This is a genomic window from Kitasatospora sp. NPDC088779 (genome assembly GCF_040685395.1).
In the GTDB taxonomy this organism is placed as follows: Bacteria; Actinomycetota; Actinomycetes; order Streptomycetales; family Streptomycetaceae; genus Kitasatospora.
Window position 1 is genome coordinate 1 of record NZ_JBFBHW010000061.1, and the last position, 18,562, is coordinate 18,562.

Below are 18,562 nucleotides of genomic sequence, written 5' to 3' on the forward strand. Positions count from 1 at the left end.
GGCCCACCCCCCCCCCGCCCGCCCCCCGGGGGCCCCGGCGGGCGCCGGCCCCGGCGCCCGCGGCCGCCGGCCCGCCCGGTCCTGTGCGACCGGGCGGGCCGACTGCTGTGCGGGAGCCGGGTTCAGGACGGCAGGCGCAGCGCGGTGCCCGGCTGGATGAGGTCGGGGTCGTCGCCGATGGCGGCGCGGTTGAGCGCGTAGAGGGCCGGCCAGCCGCCGGGCACGCGCAGGGTTTCGGCGATGTCGCCCAGGGTGTCGCCCTCGCGGACCGTCCACCCGCCGTCGCCGGCCTCGGCGCCGGCGCCGGCGCCGTCAGCGGCAGGCGCGGGCGCGGGTGCGGGTGCGGGCGGCGGGGGAAGGGCGGCGTCGCGCTCGCGGTCGTGGCCGCGGGTGGCGCGGGCGCCGCAGGCGGGCCAGGGGGAGAGGCCGCGCCGCCCGGCGAGGTGCTGGGCCACCGCGATCTGCTCCTCGCGGCTGGCGAGGTCGGCGCGCGGTGCGTAGGCGAGGCCGCCGTTGTCGCGCCAGGTGGGGGTGTCGAACTGGAGGCCGCCGAAGTAGCCGTTGCCGCTGTTGACGTGCCAGTTGCCGCTGCTCTCGCAGGCCGCCACGCTCTCCCAGTCGTACCTCCCTCCGTCGTACCCCCGGCCGGGGTCGGTGCCCGGGCCGCGGCCCGGGGGAGCGGCCTGGGCCGCGGGAGCGGTGAGGGCCACGGCGAGCACGCACAGGGCGGCGGGGACGAGGCGGCGAAGACGAACGGTGGGAGGCATCGGCGGCTCTCAGCTTCGGGAACAGGGCGTGCACCGCCCGGAGGCGGCGCACACCCACCGACGCACGCCGGGTGGGGCGCGTCGCCGCCGACACGTCCGGCAGGTCACCCGCTCGGCCGCCCCGGACCACCCCGTCGGCCCGCGGCCATCCGGCCCCGCCCGCCGTCCCGGAACCGTAAGGACCCGTGCCGCCGCGTGGACCCTAGAGTGGCCGGGACGCCTCCCCGAGGAAGGGTACGAACGATGACGATCGATCAGGGAACCGGTGCTCCGCGCGCCGAACTGGGCGTGATCGGCGGCTCAGGGCTCTACGCGCTGCTCGACGACGTGACCGAACTGCGCGTCGACACGCCGTACGGGCCGCCCAGCGACGCGCTGTTCCTGGGCGAGGTGGCCGGCCGCCGGGTCGCCTTCCTCCCCCGGCACGGGCGCGGCCACGGCCTGCCGCCGCACCGGATCGACTACCGGGCCAACCTGTGGGCGCTGCACTCCCTGGGCGTGCGCCAGGTGCTCGCACCGTGCGCCGTCGGCGGGCTGCGCCCGGAGTACGGGCCCGGCACGCTGCTGGTGCCCGACCAGTTCGTCGACCGCACCTCCGGCCGGGTGCAGACCTACTACGACGGCCTGCCGCTGCCCGGCGGGGCGGTGCCCGAGGTGGTGCACGTCTCGATGGCCGACCCGTACTGCCCGGACGGGCGGTGCGCCGCCCTGGACGCCGCCCGGGACGCGGCCTGGGAGCCGGTGGACGGCGGCACCCTGGTGGTGATCGAGGGCCCGCGCTTCTCCACCCGCGCCGAGTCCCGCTGGTTCACCGCGAACGGCTGGTCGGTGGTCGGCATGACCGGTCACCCGGAGGCCGTCCTCGCTCGCGAACTCGGCCTCTGCTACACCTCGTTGGCGCTGGTCACCGACCTCGACGCGGGCGTGGAGAGCGGCGAGGGCGTCACCCATGCCGAGGTGCTGGAGGTCTTCGCCGGAAACGTCGACCGGCTGCGCACGGTGCTGTTCAAGGCGCTGGAGAGCCTGCCCGCCGTCCGGGACTGCGTCTGCTCGCACGCGCTGGACGGGCTCACGACGGGTCTGCCGGGCGTCTGACCCGCGGGCGACGCCGCCACCACCGGACGAGTGCGAACAGCAGCACCGGCCCGGCGGTGGCGGCCAGCACCAGCAGCCAGTTGCGCAGGTACGGCAGCGGCAGGAGGGAGGAGTTGCCGTGGTTCTCGCCGTCCCGCAGCACCGCCGGCAGCCCGATCGCGCTCACCGCCGCCGCGACGACCAGCCAGCCGCGCAACGCCCAGTCGCGCGCCAGTCGCGCGCCGACCAGGCAGAGCAGCGGCACCCACAGCCCGTCGTGCAGCAGCACCCCGCCCACCGCCCAGACCAGCACGTCGAGCGGGGCGGTGATGTAGGAGTCGGTGAGCAGGCCCGACAGGCCGAAGCCGATCAGGGCGAGGCCGCCGAGCAGCAGTACCGCGCGCAGCCACCGGGGCATCAGATCACCTCCAGGCGCGCGACCCACTTGGTCTGCAGCACCCCCGGCCGGTTGGGCGCGATGATCCGCGCCGGGAATCCGTGGTCCGCCGTCAGCACCTCGCCGTTGATCCGCAGGGCGAGCAGGGTGAGCGGGTCGACGGCGTACTCGGCGGGCATCCGCATCTCGCGGTACGGGCCGTCCGCCTCCAGCGAGGTGATCAGCAGGCCCGAGCCGGCCGGGGCCCCCGCCCGGACCAGCAGATCGGCCACCCGCACCCCGGTCCAGCGCGCCGAGAAGCTCCACCCCTCCACGCAGGAGATCGGCAAGTGCACGTCGTACTGGGGGAGTTGGTTCAGCTCGGCGAGGGAGAGCCGGTACGGCTGCGGGCCGTCCACCCGGAGCCGCCAGTCGGCCGGCACGGTGACCGTCCCGGCCTGCGCGGCGGTCCGGTTGACCGGCAGCCCCTGCGGGCCCAGGTCGGGGCGGCGCGGGGCCAGCAGGACCAGCCGGCGCAGGAAGGGGACGGTCTGCCCGGCCGTGGTGAGCGTGACCACACCCACCGCGGCCGTCACGGCGGCGAGGAACGCCCGCCGCTGCGGCAGCCCGGCCGCCGGGCGGCGCCAGTGCCGCGCGATCACCGGGCCCTTGGCCGCGAGGTGGACGAACAGGCCGCCGGTGGCCAGCCAGGCCAGCCAGAAGTGCGTCTGGCGGAACGGGAACGGCCACGGATACCACTGCAGGGTGTCGAACAGCCCGGTGAACAGCTCCAGCAGCATCGCCGCGACCAGCACGAAGATCCCCAGCCGCTCCAGCGCGTGCGCCGCGCCGCGCACCGGCGGCCACGCGAACAACTGCGGGTAGACCGTCCACAGCTTCGCCCCCAGCAACGGGACGGCCGCCAGGCCGCTGATCACGTGCAGCCCCTGGGTCACCCGGTAGCCGTTCACCGGGCGGCTCAACAGATACGGCGTCAGCCAGCCGGGCGGGTCCTGGAGGGCGTGGCTGACCAGCCCGGTCAGGAAGCACACCAGCAGCGCGGAGCCCAGCCAGCGGCCGAGCACCACGGCGGTGCGCGGCTCGTGCAGCGCCGAGCGGAATCGCGGAAGGAGGTTCGGAGTCACCCGTCCATAGAACCGCCGGGCCCCGGTTTCGCGGCGGTACGACGTGCTTACGGAATCCGAACGGCGCCACGCCGCTGCGGTCGCGCGCCGCCGCCCGGTGGCAGGGTGGGCGGGTGCCCACCCGCCTCCCGCTCACCCGCCTCCGGCCCGCCCGCGTGCTGCCCTGCCTGCTCGCGCTGGCCGCCCTGACCGCCGCGCTCGCCCTCACCGTCACCGGCGGCGGCACGCTCGGCCACCGCGCACCGCTGTACGCCTGGTACGCCGTCGACGCCGCCCTGTACGCGCTCGCCCTGCTGGCGCTGCGCCGGGTGGGCGGCCGTCAGATCGTGCCCCTGGTCCTGGCCGGGAGCGTCGCCGTCGCCGCCGTCGGCCTGCTCGCCCCGCCGCGCACCAGCGACGACGCCTACCGCTACGTCTGGGACGGCCGCGTCCAGGCCGCCGGCACCTCCCCGTACGCGCACACCCCGGACGACCCGGCGCTGGCCCGGCTGCGCACCTCCGACCTGTGGCCGGCCGGCGGCGCCTGCGACGGCTGGGACGAGCGGCGCACCGCCGCCGGTGACTGCACCCGCATCAACCGGCCCGCCGTGCACACCATCTACCCGCCGGTCGCGGAGGCCTGGTTCCTCGCCCTGCACCCCTTCGGGGGAGGGGTGCGCGGGATGCAGGCCGCCGGCGCCCTGCTCGCGGTGGCGACCACGGGGGCGCTGCTCGTGATCGGACGGGGCAGCCGGCGGGCCGCGCTGTGGGGGTGGTGCCCCGGCGTGGCGGTGTGGTCGGTCAACGACGCGCACGTGGACACCCTCGGGGCGCTGCTGCTGGTCGTGGGCCTCGGGTACGCGGCCCGGCGGAAGGCGACGCGGGCCGGCGCGCTGCTCGGCGCGGCCGTGGCGGTCAAGCTGATCCCCGCACTGGCCCTGCCGGGCGCACTGGCCCGCCGACGCCCGCGCGAGAGCGCCCTGCTCCTGGGCGCCTCGCTCGGCGCGTTCGCCCTGGCCTACCTGCCCTACCTCGCCGCCTCCGGCACCGGCGTGCTCGGCTACCTGCCCGGTTACCTGAAGGAGGAGGGGTACGAGCAGGGGCACCTCGACCGCTTCGGCCTGCTCGCCCTCCTCCTGCCGGACGCCCTGCTGCCGTGGGCCGCCGGGGCGGTCCTGGCCGCCGTCGCCCTGTGGGTGCTCCGGCGCGGCGACCCCGCCCGCCCCTGGGACGGCGCCCTGTTCGTCACCGGCACGGCCCTGCTCCTCGCCGCGCCCGCCTACCCCTGGTACGGCCTGCTGGTGGTGGCCCTGGTCGGCCTCACCGGCCGCTGGGAGTGGCTCGCCGTCCCCGCCGCCGGGCAGTACCTCTATCTGACGGGCGGGGTCGAGGCCCAACAGGCCGCCTACGGCGCCGCGTTGGCGTGCGTCGCGGTCGGCGCCCGGCGGCGCGGGAGAACGGCCGCCGTCCTCAGCGGGGCTCCAGGCCCTGGAGCATCTCCGGCAGGTCCCGGCTGTGCAGCACCCCGAGGGACTTCGTCGCCCGGGTGAGGGCGACGTAGAGGTCGTTCACGCCGTGGGCGTGCGCCGCGAGGATCTCGGCGGGCTCCACGACCAGGACGGCGTCGAACTCAAGACCCTTGGACTGGGCGGCCGTCAGCAGGACGGCCGGCGAATCCAGCGCCGCCGGACCGTCGTTGACGCAAATTCCTTCCAACCCGGCGATCCCGTCGAGCAGTTCGGCCGGGGCGTCCGGGGCGTGGATGACCGCCAGCCGACCGCCGTCCAGTGCCGCGAGCTCCCGCTCGACGGCGCCGCGCAGCGCCGCCGCCCGGCCGTCCGCGGGGATCCGCAGGCTCCACGGGCGGGTTCCGCCGCTGCGCACCGCGGTGGGGGCGGCGAGCGAGGGGTCGAGCGCCCGCAGGACGCCTTCGGTGACCTGCATGATCTCGGCCGGGGTGCGGTAGTTGATGGTGAGTTCCACCGTGCGCCAGCGCCCCGCCGTGTACGTGTCGAGGGCCTGGCCCCAGGAGCTCAGCCCGGCCGGCGCGCCGGTCTGCGCCAGGTCGCCGACGATCGTCATGGAACGGCCGGGGCAGCGGCGGGCCAGCATCCGCCAGGCCATCGGGGACAGCTCCTGGGCCTCGTCCACGATCACGTGCCCGTAGCCCCAGGTCCGGTCCTCGGCCGCGCGCTCGGCCAGCGGCCGGAGCGACTCCTCGCCGCGGTACTGGCGGGCCAGCATCTTCGCGTCCATCTCGACCAGCCCCACGCCGAAGTCGTCGAGGACGATCTTGGCGAACTCCAGCTCCGCCGCCTCGGCGGCGGCCTCGGCCCGGCGGGCGACGGCGGCGCCCGGCAGCGGGCCGAGCAGTTCGGCGGCCTCGTCGAGCAGCGGTACGTCGTCGGTGGTCCAGGTGGTCGCAGCGGTCGAGGCGGCCTCGGCGGCGGACTCCCGTTCCGGGCCGGGCAGTTCGCGCAGCAGCGCGGCGCGTTCGGCCTCGGTGAAGTCCGGCATCGCGCTCGCCAGCAGCTCCGGGGAGCCGAACAGGCTCGTGAGCACCTGCTCCGGGTTCAGCAGCGGCCACAGCTTCTGGGCCACGGCCTGGAACTCGGGCTCGTCGACGAGCGCGTCGGCGAGGTTCGCCACGGCGTCCAGGTCCATCTCCCCGCCCTGGTCCCGGGCGATCCGCAGGGCCAGCTCCGAGGAGAGCCGCTCCACCAGGTCGGCCCGGGCCGCGTTGTGCGGCCTGCCGCTCCGGTGCGCGGCGGCGTGGGCCCGCTCGCAGAGCGCCCGGCCGATCCGGAGCTGAAGGTTGTAGGGCGAGGTCCGGCCCACGGTGATGGTCCACGACTCCTCGGGCAGCTGCCGCAGGCCCTCCAGCGCGGCGGCGAGGACCTGCGCCATCCGGGCGTCGCCCTTGACGGCGGCCGCCTCGGGCGTCTCGGTGCCGGTCCCCGTCACCCCCGGGTAGAGCGTGCCGATGCTGCTCAGCACGACCTCGCTCTCGCCGAGCGCGGGAAGCACCTCGTCGATGTAGCGCAGGAACGTCGTGTTCGGCCCGATGACCAGCACGCCGTGCTTGGCCAGCCGGTCGCGGTGGGTGTAGAGCAGGTACGCGGCGCGGTGCAGGGCGACGACGGTCTTGCCGGTGCCCGGGCCGCCCTGCACGACCAGGACGCCGCCGAGCGCGTCGCGGATGACGCGGTCCTGCTCGGCCTGGATGGTGGAGACGATGTCGCCCATCCGCCCCGTCCGGGCCGCCGTCAGCGAGGCGAGCAGGGCGCCCTCCCCGCTGAGCTCGGCGTTGTCGCGGCCCGCGTGGGCGCCCACGCCGAAGGCGTCGTCGTCGAAGTCGACGACGGTCCGGCCCTTGGTCCGCAGGTGCCGTCGCGCCACCACACCGCCCGGTGCGGCGGGCGTCGCCCGGTAGAACGGCTCCGCTGCCGCCGCCCGCCAGTCGGTGAGCAGCGGCTCGTGGTCGTCGTCCGACAGGGCGATCCGGCCGATGTACTGCCGCTCGCCGTCGGCGTCGTCGATCCGGCCGAAGCACAGCCCGTACTCGGCGGCGTGCAGCGCAGCCAGCCGGCGGGTGTGGTGGATCTCCATGGTGTCGCGCTCCAGGAGGGCCTGGATCGTCCCGCCCTTGTCTTGGAGGTGGACCTCGCGCAGTCGGCCGGCCGCGAGCGCGCGCTGGGCTTCGAGCCGCTCGTACAGCCTGCCGACGTACGCGTTCTCCGCCCGCAGTTCGCCGGACCGCCAGTCGTCGGCGGGTGAATTCGGTTCGGGCGAGGAGGATTCGGGCGAGCGGGATTCGGGCGAGGAGGATTCGAATGAGGAGGATGAGGAGGACGAGATGGGGGACAAACCTGGCTCCAGGTGTTCTGAGCTTTTCGATTCCGCGGGCGGTCGGCCGAGGAATCGGGGGTGGCGGCGGGTGGAATTATCCGGCACGCCTCAGCGGCCGGCCGCGTCGAGCAGCAGTTGTGCGGCCAGCGCCGCGCCGTCGGTGCGGATCATGGTGGCCACGGCGGTCGCCCACACCCGGGTCTCGGGGGCGAGGGCCGTCCTGAGCGCGGCCGACAGGGACTCGGTGGTCGGGGTCGGCCCGTCGAGTGCCACGCCGATGCCCAGCCGGGCCACCCGGCCGGCCCAGTACGGCTGGTCCGCGGTCTGCGGGACGACGACCTGGGGCGCGCCGGCCCGGGTGGCCGTCGTCGTGGTGCCCGCCCCGCCGTGGTGCACGACGGCGGCCACCCGGCCGAACAGCGCCTGCTGGTTGACCTCGCCGACGACGAAGCAGTCGCCCCGGTCGTCGATCGGGGCCAGACCGGCCCAGCCGCGGGCCACGACCGCGCGGCGGCCCTGCGCGCGGACCGCCTCGACGGCCACCTGGGCGGCGTCCTGGGAGGCGAGCATCGGCATGCTGCCGAAGCCCACGTACACCGGCGGTGCGCCGGCGGCCAGGAAGGCCTTCAACCCGGCCGGCAGCGGGCGCCGGTCCGGCAGGATCCACGCGCCGGTCTGCACGACGTCCAGGTCGGCGGGCTGCTGCCACGGGTCCAGGACCGGGTCGGTCGCCAGCCACGGCCGGTCGCCGATGACGTAGTCGCGGACGTCGTCCACCGGCGGCAGGCCGATCGACGCCCGGTTGGTGTTGAGCGCCGCGCCGAACAGCGCGTTGATGCTCTCGGCGTCCAGGCCCCACAGCACCCGGTTGTCGGTCACCTCCGGCGGGAACGGCCGGCCCGGGTACGCCAGCGGCGGGCGGCCCGGCGAGGGCAGGGTGAGCTGCTGGAAGGTCACCGACACGGAGCGGATGCCCAGCTTCTCGGCCACCGACAGCGCGCCCGCCGCAGCCGGCAGCATGCCGGTGGCCACCAGCACGTCGCAGCCCTCGGCCGCCGCCGTGACCGCCTCCAGCTGCCCGGCGATCACCGCGGCCGCGCGCTCCGGCAGGGACGACGGCGGCGGCGCCGCCACCGTCAGCGCCCGCGCCGACGGGCCGACCGGCACCAGCGGCACGTCGATGTGGTCCAACCGCTGCGCGAAGTCCTCGTCCGGCGGCGCACACACCCGCACCTGCGCGCCGGACTCCCGCAGCCGCGCCGCGAGCCCCACCAGCGGTTCGACATCCCCGCGGGACCCGTACGTCGACAACAGCACACGCATTTTCGCGACCCCAAATTTCCGCGGATTCCGGTTCAGGTCGACGATTGTGCGGCACGACCAGGGCCTTGCCGCAAGGCCCCCCGTACGCTATAAGTTGGAAGTGGCCGGGAGTGGTTTTTCCTCCTGTGCCTTTTTTCTCGTCCGCTGCGGGCGGACTTCTTTTCTGCTGGTGAGACGCTGTGTGCGGCGCGTGTCGCATGTGCTGCGTGTGCGGAGTGTTCGGCGCGCGATGCGGTCTTCGCCCGGAATGACGACGCGACGACGTCGGCGGGGCCCGACCGGAGTTCCGGTCGGGCCCCGCCGGGTGTGGGTCAGGCCTTGATGGTGAGCCAGGCGCCGAGGCCGTTGCAGCCGCGGGCGTCGTAGCTGGTGCTGCGGTAGCCGGCCGGGATCGGCGAGTAGGGGCAGGTCCAGATGCCGTTGCGGACCAGTTCGTGGAACCAGGCGCCGACGCCGCTGCACCCCTGGGGGTTGTAGTTGGTCAGGACGTAGCCGGAGACGATCGGCGAGCCGGAGCAGGTCCACAGGCGGTTCTGGGCGGGTGCCTGGAACCAGGCGCCGTGGTTGTTGCAGCCGCTGGAGTTGAACATGGTGATGACGTAGCCGTCCGGGACGGGCGTTCCGGGGCAGGTCCAGCCGCCCACCGAGGCGGTTGCCGCGGGGGCGGCCGGGGCGGCGGCGGTGGCGGTTCCGGCCGCCGTGCCGGTGAGGGCGGCGGCGAGGAGGGCGACGACGGCCGCCGCTCTTCCCGCGTGGGTCCACAGTCGACGGAGGATTCTGGTCACGGCGCACCGGTCCGATCGGTAGCCCCGGCGGTCGCGGCCGGCCGGGGAGGGGGGAATAGCGGGGATGCGTGGCACCGTAGTGGCGTGGCCGGAGCCGGGGGAATACGGGGTTCGAAAGATCGTCGAACTTGACTGGAAAACGATCTCCCGCCGCTCGGACGCTCGGCGTCGCTCGGTCGCTCGCCCGCTCGCCCGCTCGGCCGTGGAGCCTGCGGGCGAAGATGACGAAAGGCTGACGGACCGGTGCCGGGCCTCGCGCCGGCCGGGCTCGGGCTGGTGCAATCGGGGGCGTGGACAGAACAGGCGAAGAGGGCCGGGGCGCCCCGGTGGGGCGGCGGGTGGTGCTCGGACTGCTCGGGCTCGGGGCCGTCGGGGTGGCGGCGGGGCCGTACCTGCAACGGGCCGAGTCGGGGTTGGCCGAACGGGACCCGAGCGGGCTGAGCGGGCTGCTGCCGGGCAACAACGGATTCCGGTACTACTCGGTGGTGTCGTCCGTCCCGGAGCGGAGCGTGGCGGACTACACGCTCAGCGTCGACGGGATGGTCGAGCGGCCCGTGACGTTCCGCCTGCCGGACCTGCGGGCGATGCCGCAGCGGCGGCTCGTGCGGGACGTGCAGTGCGTGACCGGGTGGCGGGTGCCGGACACCCCGTTCGAGGGGGTGCCGCTCGCGCACCTGCTGGACGCCGCGGGCGTGCGGCCGGGGGCCGGGGCCGTCCGGTTCAGCTGCTTCGACGGCGCGTACACCGAGAGCCTGACGCTGGCGCAGGCCCGACGGGACGACGTACTGGTCGCGCTGCGGATGCAGGACGGCCCGATCTCCCACACGCACGGCGGCCCGGTGCGGCTGTACGTCGCGCCGATGTACTTCTACAAGTCCGCCAAGTGGCTCTCCGGGATCACCGTGACCGGTTCGGTGGAGCCGGGCTACTGGGAGCGCGACGGGTACGACGTCGACGCCTGGGTCGGCCGGTCGAACGGACGTGACGATGCGCCCACCGGCTGAACTCCTGCTGCGCTTCACCCGGGCCGAGCGCTGGGTGCACCGGACGACCGCCGCGCTGACCGGCGTCTGCCTGGCCACGGCGGCCTGCCTCTACCTCGCCCCGCTCGCCGAACTGGTCGGCAACCGGCGGCTGGTGGTGACGGTGCACGTGTGGTGCGGCCTCGCGCTGCCCGTGCCGCTGCTGCTCGGGCTCGCCTCGCGGGCGCTGCGCGCGGACGCCGCCCGGCTGAGCCGCTTCACCCCGGCGGACTGGGACTGGCTGCGCGCCGTCCGGCGCCGCGCCCCGCACCGGCCGGCGGGCAAGTTCAACGCCGGGCAGAAGCTCTACGCGCAGTGGACGCTCGGCTCGATGCTGGTGATCGTCGGCACCGGGCTGCTGATGTGGCTGCCCCGCCTCGCCCCGCCCTCCTGGCGGACCGGGGCGACCTTCGTCCACGACTGGCTGGCCGCCGCCATCGCCGTGGTGGTGGTCGGACACGTCCGGATGGCCTGGCGGGATCCGCAGGCGCGGCTCGGGATGCGGACCGGGCTGGTGGAGCGCCGGTGGGCCGAGCGCGAGCACCCGCAGTGGCGGCCGGTGGGCCGGGAGTAGGCGGCCGGTCGGACGTCTTGTCGTGGCCCGGGGCGTGTGGCAGGCTCGGCCGGGACGCCTCGAAGGGTGCCGCCGGGGCACCCCTGACCGTGGGGCCAAGAGGCGGTTGGGCGACAGCCGCACGCGTGGTGCACGACCGGCATCCTGCAAGGCTCCTTGGACCCCGGCGCCAATCTTCTCCTCGCCGCCCTGTCGATCGCGGGCGGCCCTTCCGGCTTCGTAGGTACCCGGCGTCCAGGTTAGGCATGCCTTGCTTTCGCTCTGACCAGCACTCTAAGGTAACTCCTCAGAGGACCTGAGAACCCGAGGACTTGAGAGTGACCGTGACAGAACTCCATGAACTGACCCTGGCCGAGGTCCGGCCGGCCGCCGCCGAGGACACCTCGCAGCCGGTGCTCGACCGGGACGCCGCGCACCAGGACACCGCACACCGGGACGCCGCGCACCGGGGCCTCGCGTTCCGGGTCGAGGGAGGAACCACGTGAAGCGCGGCCAGCTGGCCTTCCTGACCGGCACCCACGTCGTCAACGACCTCTACCAGGGCGCCGTCCCGGCACTGCTGCCCTTCCTGATGTCCGAGCGGCACTACAGCTACACCGCCGTCTCGGGGATCGCGCTGGCCGCCACCGGCCTGTCCAGCGTGGTCCAGCCGCTCTTCGGCCTGCTCGTCGACCGCCGCCACCGCGGCTGGCTCGTCCCGGCCGGCTTCCTGACCGCCGCCGGGGGCCTCGGCTGCGCCGGACTCGCCGACAGCTACCTGCTCACCTGGCTCTGCGTGGCCCTCGCCGGGATCGGCGTCGCCGCCTACCACCCGCCCGCCACCAACCAGGCCAGAGCGGCGGGCGGCCAGTCCCAGCAGGCGATGAGCCTGTTCTCCGTCGGCGGCACACTCGGTGCCTCGCTGGCGCCGGCCCTGGTGACGCTCGTGGTCGGCTCGCTCGGCCTGGCCGGCAGCTGGCTGCTCGCCGTCCCCGCAGTGGTGATGGGCGCACTGTGGGCGGCCCAGGGCCCGTGGCTGCGCCGCCGGGGCCACACCCCCGCGCCGCCGCTGGTCACGGGCGGCGCGGCCGGGAGCGGACAGCGCGACGACTGGCGGGCCTTCGGCCGGCTGGTGGTCGCCACGGTCTGCTGGTCGGTGCCCTACGTCACGGTGACCTCGATGCTCGCCCTGCACCTCCAGCGCGACCTGCACACCTCGACGGGCGCGGGGGCGGTGGCCCTCACCTCCCTCACCCTGGCCGGTGCGGCGGGCACCCTGCTCGGCGGGCGGCTGGGCGACCGGTACGGGCGGCTCCTCCCGATCCGGCTGGGCTACCTGCTGGCCGCCCCCGCCCTGGCCGGCGTGGCCTTCGCCCCCACCTTCGCGGTGGCCGAACTCGCCACCGTCGCGTTCGGGTTGGCGATGTTCCTGCCGTTCGCCGCCCAGGTGACGCTGGCCCAGGACTACCTGCCCAACCGGCCCGGCACCGCCAGCGGACTGACCCTGGGCCTGGCGATGTCGGTGGGCGGGCTGGCCGCCCCGCTGCTCGGCCGGATCGCCGACGCGTACGGGCTGCGCACCGTACTGGGATCGGTGCTCGGGGTGCTGCTGGTCGCCCTGGTCTGCGGACTGCGGCTGCGTGACCGGGTGCTGCCGACGGATGAGTCCGCCCCGCCGCCGGGCCTGGAGCAGGAGCCGGAGTCGAAGCCGGCGTCGGTGGGCGCGGCGGCGGAACGGGCAGGTGGGCGGGCCCGCTGAGGGGCTGCGGGGCCCGTCCTGATGGCAGCGGGACCGGGATGCCGTCGTTGCCGAGGACCCGCCGACACGTCAGGAGGGTGGGGTCGCGTCCGTCAAGGGCAACGGCCTTGTGCGCCTCAGCGCTTGTGCAGGGCGAGGAAGCGGCGGCCGTGCGAGGTCCAGCGCTCCGCCTCGACCAGTCCGGCGGCGGCGTGGGCCCGCCGTAGGGCGGCGGCCGTGCCGAGCCGGGCCCAGGGGAAGGCCGGCCCGAGCCGGCCGTCCGGGCCCTCGACCTGGACGGTGACCTGCTCGTCCAACTCCACGGGTTCCACCTCGACCAGCAGCAGACCGTCCGGCGCGATGAGTTCGGCGCCCCGGTGGAGCAGGGCGTCTGGGTCGCCGCCGATGCCGAGGTTGCCGTCGGCGAGGAGCGCGGCGCCCCAGCGGCCCTCGGCGGGAAGCCGGTCGAAGACCGAGCGGCAGAGCGCCGGGCCACCCAGTCCGACCGTGCGGGCGACGGCCGCCCTGGTCACGTCGACGCCGAGGGCCGGGACGCCGAGCGCGAGCAGCGCGGCGACCAGCCGCCCGGGCCCGCAGCCGAGGTCGAGGACGGGCGCGGCCCGGCGGGCGCAGCGCCGGAGCAGGCTGTGGTCGGCGCCGGCCGCCGGGGCGCACCAGCGTTCGATGTCCAGCCGGAGGCGGTGGCCGTCCTCCCGGCGCAGCCAGAGCGGGCCGCGCCCGGTGCGGACGGCTTCGGCGAACGGGTCGTCCACCCAGGCGGTGGCGGTCGTCAACTCGCCACCTCCGGCTTCAGGTCGACCGTTCCCAGCTGGGCGGCGAAACGGCTGTCCGGGGCCTCGGCGGCGACGCGGCGGGCGTCCTCGGCGGTGTCCACGTCGGTGAGCAGCGGAAGGTGACGAATCGTCAAGTCGGCTTCGGCGAGGCGTTCCAGGAGTGCCGCGCCGGTCCTCGGGGTGGACATCGGCACTCCGTGCAGCAGGCGCGCGGCCAGTTCGGCGGTCGGCCGGGCCAGGCCCAGCGCCCAGAAGCCGCCGTCGGCCGCCGGGCCGTACCAGGCGTCCGTGCCCGCCCGCCGTGCGGCCGACAGCGGCTCGGCCAGCGCGGCGGCGCTCAGCTGCGGGGTGTCCATCCCGACCAGCAGCGCCGGGGCGTGCGGGGCCACCCGGGCCGCGTGCGCGAAGGCGGCGGCCAGCCGTTCGTCCAGCCCGCCGCCGGTCTGCGCGACGACCTCCCAGCCGGGCGGCAGCCAGTCGCCCGGTTCGCCGTCCAGGACGAGCACGCGCCGCCCGGCCGGCATCGTGCCCAGGGTGTGCAGGGTGTCGGCGAGGGCGGCCGAGGCCAGGGCGGCGGCCTGTTCGGGGGTGTACGGCGGGGTGAGCCGGGTCTTCACCCGGCCGGGGGCGGGCGACTTGGCGATCACCAGCAGGGTCGGCGGGGGCGCGGCCAGCACGGCCCGCATGTCGCGGACGGCCTGGCGGGTGCCGCGCAGGGTGCCGGTGACCTTGGAGCGGCCCGCGCGCGGCAGGTAGTCGACGGGGGTCTCGGCGATCCGCAGCCCGGCGGCCGAGGCGGCGAGCACCATCTCCAGCGGGTAGCCGGACCGGCGGTCGCCGAGCCCCAGGGCCAGCAGCTGTTCCCGGCGGGCGGCCCGCATCGGGCCGAGGTCGTGCAGCGGCGCGCCGGTGCGGGCGCGCAGCCGTCGGGCCAGGACGGTGTTGGCCAGGCGGGCGTGCAGCGGCCACGCCCCGGCCGTGGCCGGGCGGCGGCGGCCCAGCACCAGGTCGGCGGAGCCGGCCAGCACCGGACCGGCGACCAGGGGGAGCTGGGCGGGATCGAGGGAGCCGTCGCAGTCCAGGAAGCAGACCAGGTCGGCGGTGGCGGCGCGCAGCCCGGCGTGGCAGGCGGCGCCGAACCCGCGCCGGGGCTCCTCGACCACCGTCGCGCCGAGCGAGCGGGCGAGGTCGGCGGAGCCGTCCCGGGAGCCATTGTCGACGACGACGGCCCGCCAGCCGTCCGGGATCCGCCCCAGCACCCAGGGCAGCGCGGCGGCCTCGTCGAGGCAGGGCAGCACGACGTCGACGGGGGAGACGAGGGAGGTGGGTGAGGTCACCCGGCCACGCTAAGTGCGGGACGGCGGGGTGCGGCGGCGGCGCAGCCTTACGGAAGTCGGACGCCCCGGCGGCTGACCCGTCCGGCGGATCGGGCCGGGCCGCATCGGGCTGGGCTGGGCTGGGTCGCATCGGGTTGGGCTGGTCCGGGTCGGGCGAGGGTGCGGGCGGCGGATCTTACGGAACGCGAACGCGGGCCCGCTTCCGCCCGCGCCCGCCGCCGAGGCCTCCTATCCTCGGCGAGGTGAACGACACCTCGCACATCCTGGTGATCGACGACGACCCGACCGTGGCCGAGGTCGTCGCCGGCTACCTCACCCGCGCCGGGCACCATGTGGACCGGGCCGCCGACGGTGCGCTGGGCCTGGACCTCGCCGAGCGCACCCGCCCCGACCTGCTGGTGCTGGACCTCATGCTGCCCGGCCTCGACGGGCTGGAGGTGCTGCGCCGGCTGCGGGCCTCCGCCGGGGGCGCCGCGCTGCCGGTGGTGCTGCTCACCGCCAAGGGCGACGAGGCGGACCGCATCCTCGGCCTGGAGCTGGGCGCGGACGACTACGTCACCAAGCCGTTCAGCCCGCGCGAACTGGTGCTGCGGGTGCAGTCGGTGCTGCGCCGCGCCCGGGCGGGGAGCGGGGCCGCCGAGGGGACGGGCGGCGGGCCGGCCGGCGGGCCGGGCGACGGGGTGCTGCGCTCGGGGGACGTCACGCTCGACCCGAAGGCCCGCCGCGCCCACCGGGGTGCGCGTGAACTCGCCCTCACCCTGCGGGAGTTCGACCTGCTGGCGTTCCTGCTCCGGCACCCCGGCACGGTGTTCTCCCGGCAGAGCCTGATGCGGCGGGTGTGGGGCTGGGACTTCGGCGACCTCTCCACCGTCACCGTCCACGTCCGGCGGCTGCGCGAGAAGATCGAGGACGACCCGGCCGCGCCCGCCCTGATCAGCACCGTCTGGGGCGTCGGCTACCGCTACGACCCGGCGCCCCACGGCCCGGCTCCCCATGACCCGGCTCACGACATGCCGCACCACCCGCAGGGCGGTGCGGCGTGAAGGACCTGCTGCTGATCGCCCTGTTCGCCGCCCTCGGCGCGGGCGGGGCCGGCCTGCTCGGCTGGGCGGCGATCCGGCTGCTGCGCCGCCGCTCCGTCGCCCTGTCCCTGTTCTGCGTGGCGGTGGTGACCGTCCTCGCGGTGACGTCCGGGACGTTCGCCGTGGCGCAGGCGATGTTCCTGTCCACCCACGACCTCGGCGTGGTCATCACGGTGCTCGGCATGGCCGCCGTCGTCTCGCTGCTCACCGCCGCGCTGCTCGGCCGTCAGGTGGTGGCCGGTAGCCGGGCGCTGACCGAGGCCGTCCGGACGGTCGGCAGTGACGCCGGGTTCACCGCGCCCGCGCACCCGCTCGGCGCGGAACTCGCCGCGCTGAGCGAGGAGTTGGCTGCCACCAGCGCCCGGCTGGCGGAGTCCCGGGCGCGCGAGCAGGCCTTGGAGCACTCCCGCCGGGAGCTGGTCGCGTGGATCTCGCACGACCTGCGCACCCCGCTGGCCGGCCTGCGGGCGATGGCCGAGGCGCTGGAGGACGGCGTCGCCGAGGACCCCGACCGCTACCTGGTGCGGATCGGCACCGAGGTCGAACGGCTCACCGGCATGGTGGACGACCTGTTCGAGCTCTCCCGGATCCAGGCGGGCGCGCTCGCCCTCTCGCTCACCCGGGTCTCGGTGTACGACCTGGTGGACGACGCGCTCGCCGGGGCGTACCCGCTGGCCCGGCGGCGCGGCGTCCGGCTGGAGGGGCGGCAGGTGGCCGACGAGCCGGCGGCGGCCGAGCCGGTCGAGGTGGACAGCGGGGAGATCACCCGGGTGCTCGGCAACCTGCTGGTCAACGCGATCCGCTCGACCCCCGCGGACGGCGTGGTGGCCGTCGCCGCCCGGCGGGAGGCCGACGAGGTGGTGCTGTCGGTGACCGACGGCTGCGGCGGCATCCCGGAACAGGACCTGCCCCGGGTGTTCGAGACGGGCTGGCGCGGCGGCTCCGCCCGCACGCCCCGCCGCGACGACGGCCGGGCCGCCGGCGAGCCCGGCGAGAGCGGTGCCGGGCTCGGGCTCGCCATCGTGCGCGGCATCGTCGAGGCGCACGCCGGGCGCGCGGAGGTGCGCAACGTCGCCGGGGGCTGCTGCTTCGAGATCGCCCTGCCCGCGCCGCGCGCCCGGCGGGAATGACGAGGCAGGTCCCTGGGGTCCGCCCTTCGGACGCGCGGCGCGCTCGGCCCGCTCGGCCTACTCGGCCACGGCCTCGCGCAGCCGCTTCTTGTCCGGCTTGCCGACCGACGTCAGCGGGATCTCGTCCACGAGGTGCAGGGCCTCCGGCGCGTAGATCCGCCCCTTGCGGGCCGTGACGAACGCCTGGACGTCCGCCAACTCGGGCTGCTGCCCCGGAGCGGGAACGACGGCGACGTGGACGTGCTCCGCCTCCTGCGCGTCGCGCACGCCGAAGACCGCGCAGCGGGCGATCGCCGGGTGGGTGAGGAGGAGGTCCTCCACCTCGGACGGGTAGACGTGCCCGCCGACCACGATAATCAGGTCCTTGACCCGGTCGGCCAGGTAGAGGCAGCCGTCCGCGTCGAAGTAGCCGACGTCGCCGGTGTTCAGCCAGCCGTCGCGCAGCACCTCGGCGGTCAGGTCGGGCCGCTTCCAGTACCCGGCCATGAGTCCGGCCGATCGGACGTGGACCTCGCCCTGCTCCCCCGTGGGCAGCTCGGTGCCGTCGGCGGACCGGATCACCACCTCGACGCCCGGGAGAGGGCGGCCGACCGAGACCTGGCCGCCCTGCGCGATCCGGTCGTGCCCCTCCGGGGTGAGGAAGGAGATCAGCTGCGCCTCGGACATCCCGTAGACGCCCACCAGGACCGGCCCGAACACCTTGAGCGCCTCGCGGATCCGGGTCGGCGAGGCGGCGCAGCCCCCGTACGTGATCTGCCGCAGGCTGGACAGGTCGGTGCGGCCGATCGCCGGGTGGTCGAGCAGCTGGTAGAGCAGCGGCGGCAGCACCCAGAGGCTGGTGATGCGCTCGCGCTCGACGGCGGCCAGTACCTCGCCGGGGTCGAAGGTGCGCTGGAGGACCACCGTGCCGCCGTGGTGGAGCGTCAGGTCGGAGAAGATCCCGGCGAGGTGGGCGAGCGAGGTGGCGGCGAGGAAGCGGGGCGCCTCGCCGGCCGTGCCGGCGGAGCCGAACGAGGTGTCGAAGACGCCGCGGTAGGGGCCGTGCAGGCTGAGGATGCCCTTCGGGACCCCGGTGGTGCCGCCGGTGTGGCGGATGCCGAGGTCGTCGTCCGGGCCGATCCGGACGGCGGGCGGCTCGGCGGGGCGGTTGGCGGAGGCGGCGATCACGTCCTCGCCGATCGCATCCGGTCCGGGGCCGAGGCGGAGGACCGTCGGCACGGCGATCAGGGGCAGCAACTCGGCGGCCTCCGCGTACCGTTCGGCGTCCACGAGGAGGACGGCGGTGTCGACGCTCGCCGCGATCTCGGCCAGGACGGGGGTGCTCATGCCGTCGTACAGGGTGACCACCCGCGCACCTGCGAGGCCCGCGGCGTAGCGGGCGCCGAGCGCCTCGGCGGTGTTGCCGGTGAGCAGGGTGACGGTGTCCCCGCGGGTGACGCCCCGGGCGATGAGCTCGTGGGCGAGGCGGTAGGTGGCGGTGGCGAAGTCGCCGGCGGTGATCTCGACGCCGTCGGCGGTGACGATGGCCCGCCGCTCCGGATCGGCGGAGAGGGACCGGAGGATCAGGGCGGGTGCGCTGACGAATTCCTGGTCGTTCATGGCCACTTC

17 protein-coding genes and 1 pseudogene are annotated in these 18,562 nt (G+C 75.7%); 8 read left to right on the plus strand and 10 right to left on the minus strand.

All coding sequences use genetic code 11. The features are described from left to right. Positions 1-122: 122 nt before the first annotated feature. A complete protein-coding gene (locus AB0P03_RS35405) occupies positions 123-767 on the minus strand; it encodes a transglycosylase family protein (protein WP_363579886.1) in 645 nt (214 codons plus the stop codon). A gap of 243 nt (positions 768-1,010) precedes the next feature. Between AB0P03_RS35405 and AB0P03_RS35410 the strand changes: the two genes are divergently transcribed. Beyond that, positions 1,011-1,862, plus strand: coding sequence for an S-methyl-5'-thioadenosine phosphorylase (locus AB0P03_RS35410; protein ID WP_363632689.1), 852 nt, complete (start codon positions 1,011-1,013; stop codon positions 1,860-1,862). On the opposite strand, the gene AB0P03_RS35415 is transcribed toward AB0P03_RS35410, so the two are convergent. After that, complete coding sequence (locus AB0P03_RS35415; protein WP_363579888.1) at positions 1,837-2,259, minus strand: hypothetical protein; 423 nt, start codon at positions 2,257-2,259, stop codon at positions 1,837-1,839. The genes AB0P03_RS35410 and AB0P03_RS35415 overlap by 26 nt on opposite strands. Beyond that, positions 2,259-3,362, minus strand: coding sequence for a molybdopterin-dependent oxidoreductase (locus AB0P03_RS35420; RefSeq protein ID WP_363579889.1), 1,104 nt, complete (start codon positions 3,360-3,362; stop codon positions 2,259-2,261). The genes AB0P03_RS35415 and AB0P03_RS35420 overlap by 1 nt, the downstream gene beginning before the upstream one ends. A gap of 113 nt (positions 3,363-3,475) precedes the next feature. Here AB0P03_RS35420 and AB0P03_RS35425 point away from each other — a divergent pair, with 113 nt between their 5' ends. Continuing rightward, positions 3,476-4,891: a glycosyltransferase 87 family protein gene (locus AB0P03_RS35425; RefSeq protein WP_363632691.1), complete on the plus strand. Its 1,416-nt coding sequence runs from the start codon at positions 3,476-3,478 to the stop codon at positions 4,889-4,891. Here AB0P03_RS35425 and AB0P03_RS35430 read toward each other — a convergent pair. From AB0P03_RS35430 to AB0P03_RS35440, 3 genes are all read right to left on the minus strand, one after another. Beyond that, entirely contained in the window at positions 4,812-7,208 is a 2,397-nt protein-coding gene (locus tag AB0P03_RS35430) for an ATP-binding domain-containing protein (protein ID WP_363632692.1), read from the minus strand. The genes AB0P03_RS35425 and AB0P03_RS35430 overlap by 80 nt on opposite strands. Positions 7,209-7,298: 90 nt before the next feature. Next, the gene (locus AB0P03_RS35435; protein ID WP_363632694.1) at positions 7,299-8,513 is read right to left on the minus strand and encodes a glycosyltransferase; all 1,215 of its coding nucleotides are present in this window, start codon (positions 8,511-8,513) and stop codon (positions 7,299-7,301) included. A 311-nt stretch (positions 8,514-8,824) separates the two neighbouring features. Continuing rightward, positions 8,825-9,298: a hypothetical protein gene (locus AB0P03_RS35440; RefSeq protein ID WP_363579893.1), complete on the minus strand. Its 474-nt coding sequence runs from the start codon at positions 9,296-9,298 to the stop codon at positions 8,825-8,827. A 290-nt stretch (positions 9,299-9,588) separates the two neighbouring features. Here AB0P03_RS35440 and AB0P03_RS35445 point away from each other — a divergent pair, with 290 nt between their 5' ends. The 4 genes from AB0P03_RS35445 to AB0P03_RS35460 all read left to right on the plus strand — a co-directional run bounded on the left by AB0P03_RS35445 (position 9,589) and on the right by AB0P03_RS35460 (position 12,632). Further along, a complete protein-coding gene (locus AB0P03_RS35445) occupies positions 9,589-10,302 on the plus strand; it encodes a molybdopterin-dependent oxidoreductase (protein WP_363632695.1) in 714 nt (237 codons plus the stop codon). After that, complete coding sequence (locus tag AB0P03_RS35450; RefSeq protein WP_363579895.1) at positions 10,286-10,894, plus strand: cytochrome b/b6 domain-containing protein; 609 nt, start codon at positions 10,286-10,288, stop codon at positions 10,892-10,894. Before AB0P03_RS35445 ends, AB0P03_RS35450 begins: the two co-directional genes overlap by 17 nt. Positions 10,895-11,217: 323 nt before the next feature. Further along, positions 11,218-11,379 carry a hypothetical protein gene (locus AB0P03_RS35455; RefSeq protein ID WP_363579896.1) on the plus strand — a complete coding sequence of 54 codons (162 nt, stop codon included), beginning with the start codon at positions 11,218-11,220 and terminating at the stop codon, positions 11,377-11,379. Beyond that, positions 11,376-12,632, plus strand: a complete 1,257-nt coding sequence (locus AB0P03_RS35460) for an MFS transporter (RefSeq protein WP_363632697.1) — start codon at positions 11,376-11,378, stop codon at positions 12,630-12,632. The genes AB0P03_RS35455 and AB0P03_RS35460 overlap by 4 nt, the downstream gene beginning before the upstream one ends. Before the next feature lie 116 nt (positions 12,633-12,748). Here the strand turns inward: AB0P03_RS35460 and AB0P03_RS35465 are convergent, their stop codons facing one another. The 3 genes and pseudogenes from AB0P03_RS35465 to AB0P03_RS35475 all read right to left on the minus strand — a co-directional run. Continuing rightward, on the minus strand, positions 12,749-13,405 hold the full coding sequence (locus AB0P03_RS35465; RefSeq protein WP_363579898.1) for a class I SAM-dependent methyltransferase: 657 nt from the start codon (positions 13,403-13,405) through the stop codon (positions 12,749-12,751). Beyond that, on the minus strand, positions 13,402-14,091 hold the full coding sequence (locus AB0P03_RS35470; RefSeq protein WP_363632732.1) for a DUF2064 domain-containing protein: 690 nt from the start codon (positions 14,089-14,091) through the stop codon (positions 13,402-13,404). The genes AB0P03_RS35465 and AB0P03_RS35470 overlap by 4 nt, the downstream gene beginning before the upstream one ends. Beyond that, positions 14,065-14,742, minus strand: a pseudogene (locus AB0P03_RS35475) (glycosyltransferase family 2 protein); the annotation flags it as partial. The pseudogene AB0P03_RS35475 and the gene AB0P03_RS35470, both read right to left, overlap by 27 nt. A 260-nt stretch (positions 14,743-15,002) precedes the next feature. On the opposite strand from AB0P03_RS35475, the gene AB0P03_RS35480 reads away from it, so the two are divergent. Next, a complete protein-coding gene (locus tag AB0P03_RS35480) occupies positions 15,003-15,785 on the plus strand; it encodes a response regulator transcription factor (protein ID WP_363632734.1) in 783 nt (260 codons plus the stop codon). Continuing rightward, a complete protein-coding gene (locus AB0P03_RS35485) occupies positions 15,782-16,954 on the plus strand; it encodes a HAMP domain-containing sensor histidine kinase (protein WP_363618462.1) in 1,173 nt (390 codons plus the stop codon). Before AB0P03_RS35480 ends, AB0P03_RS35485 begins: the two co-directional genes overlap by 4 nt. Positions 16,955-17,011: 57 nt before the next feature. Here the strand turns inward: AB0P03_RS35485 and AB0P03_RS35490 are convergent, their stop codons facing one another. Then, positions 17,012-18,553, minus strand: a complete 1,542-nt coding sequence (locus AB0P03_RS35490) for an AMP-binding protein (protein WP_363632699.1) — start codon at positions 18,551-18,553, stop codon at positions 17,012-17,014. Positions 18,554-18,562: the final 9 nt, after the last annotated feature.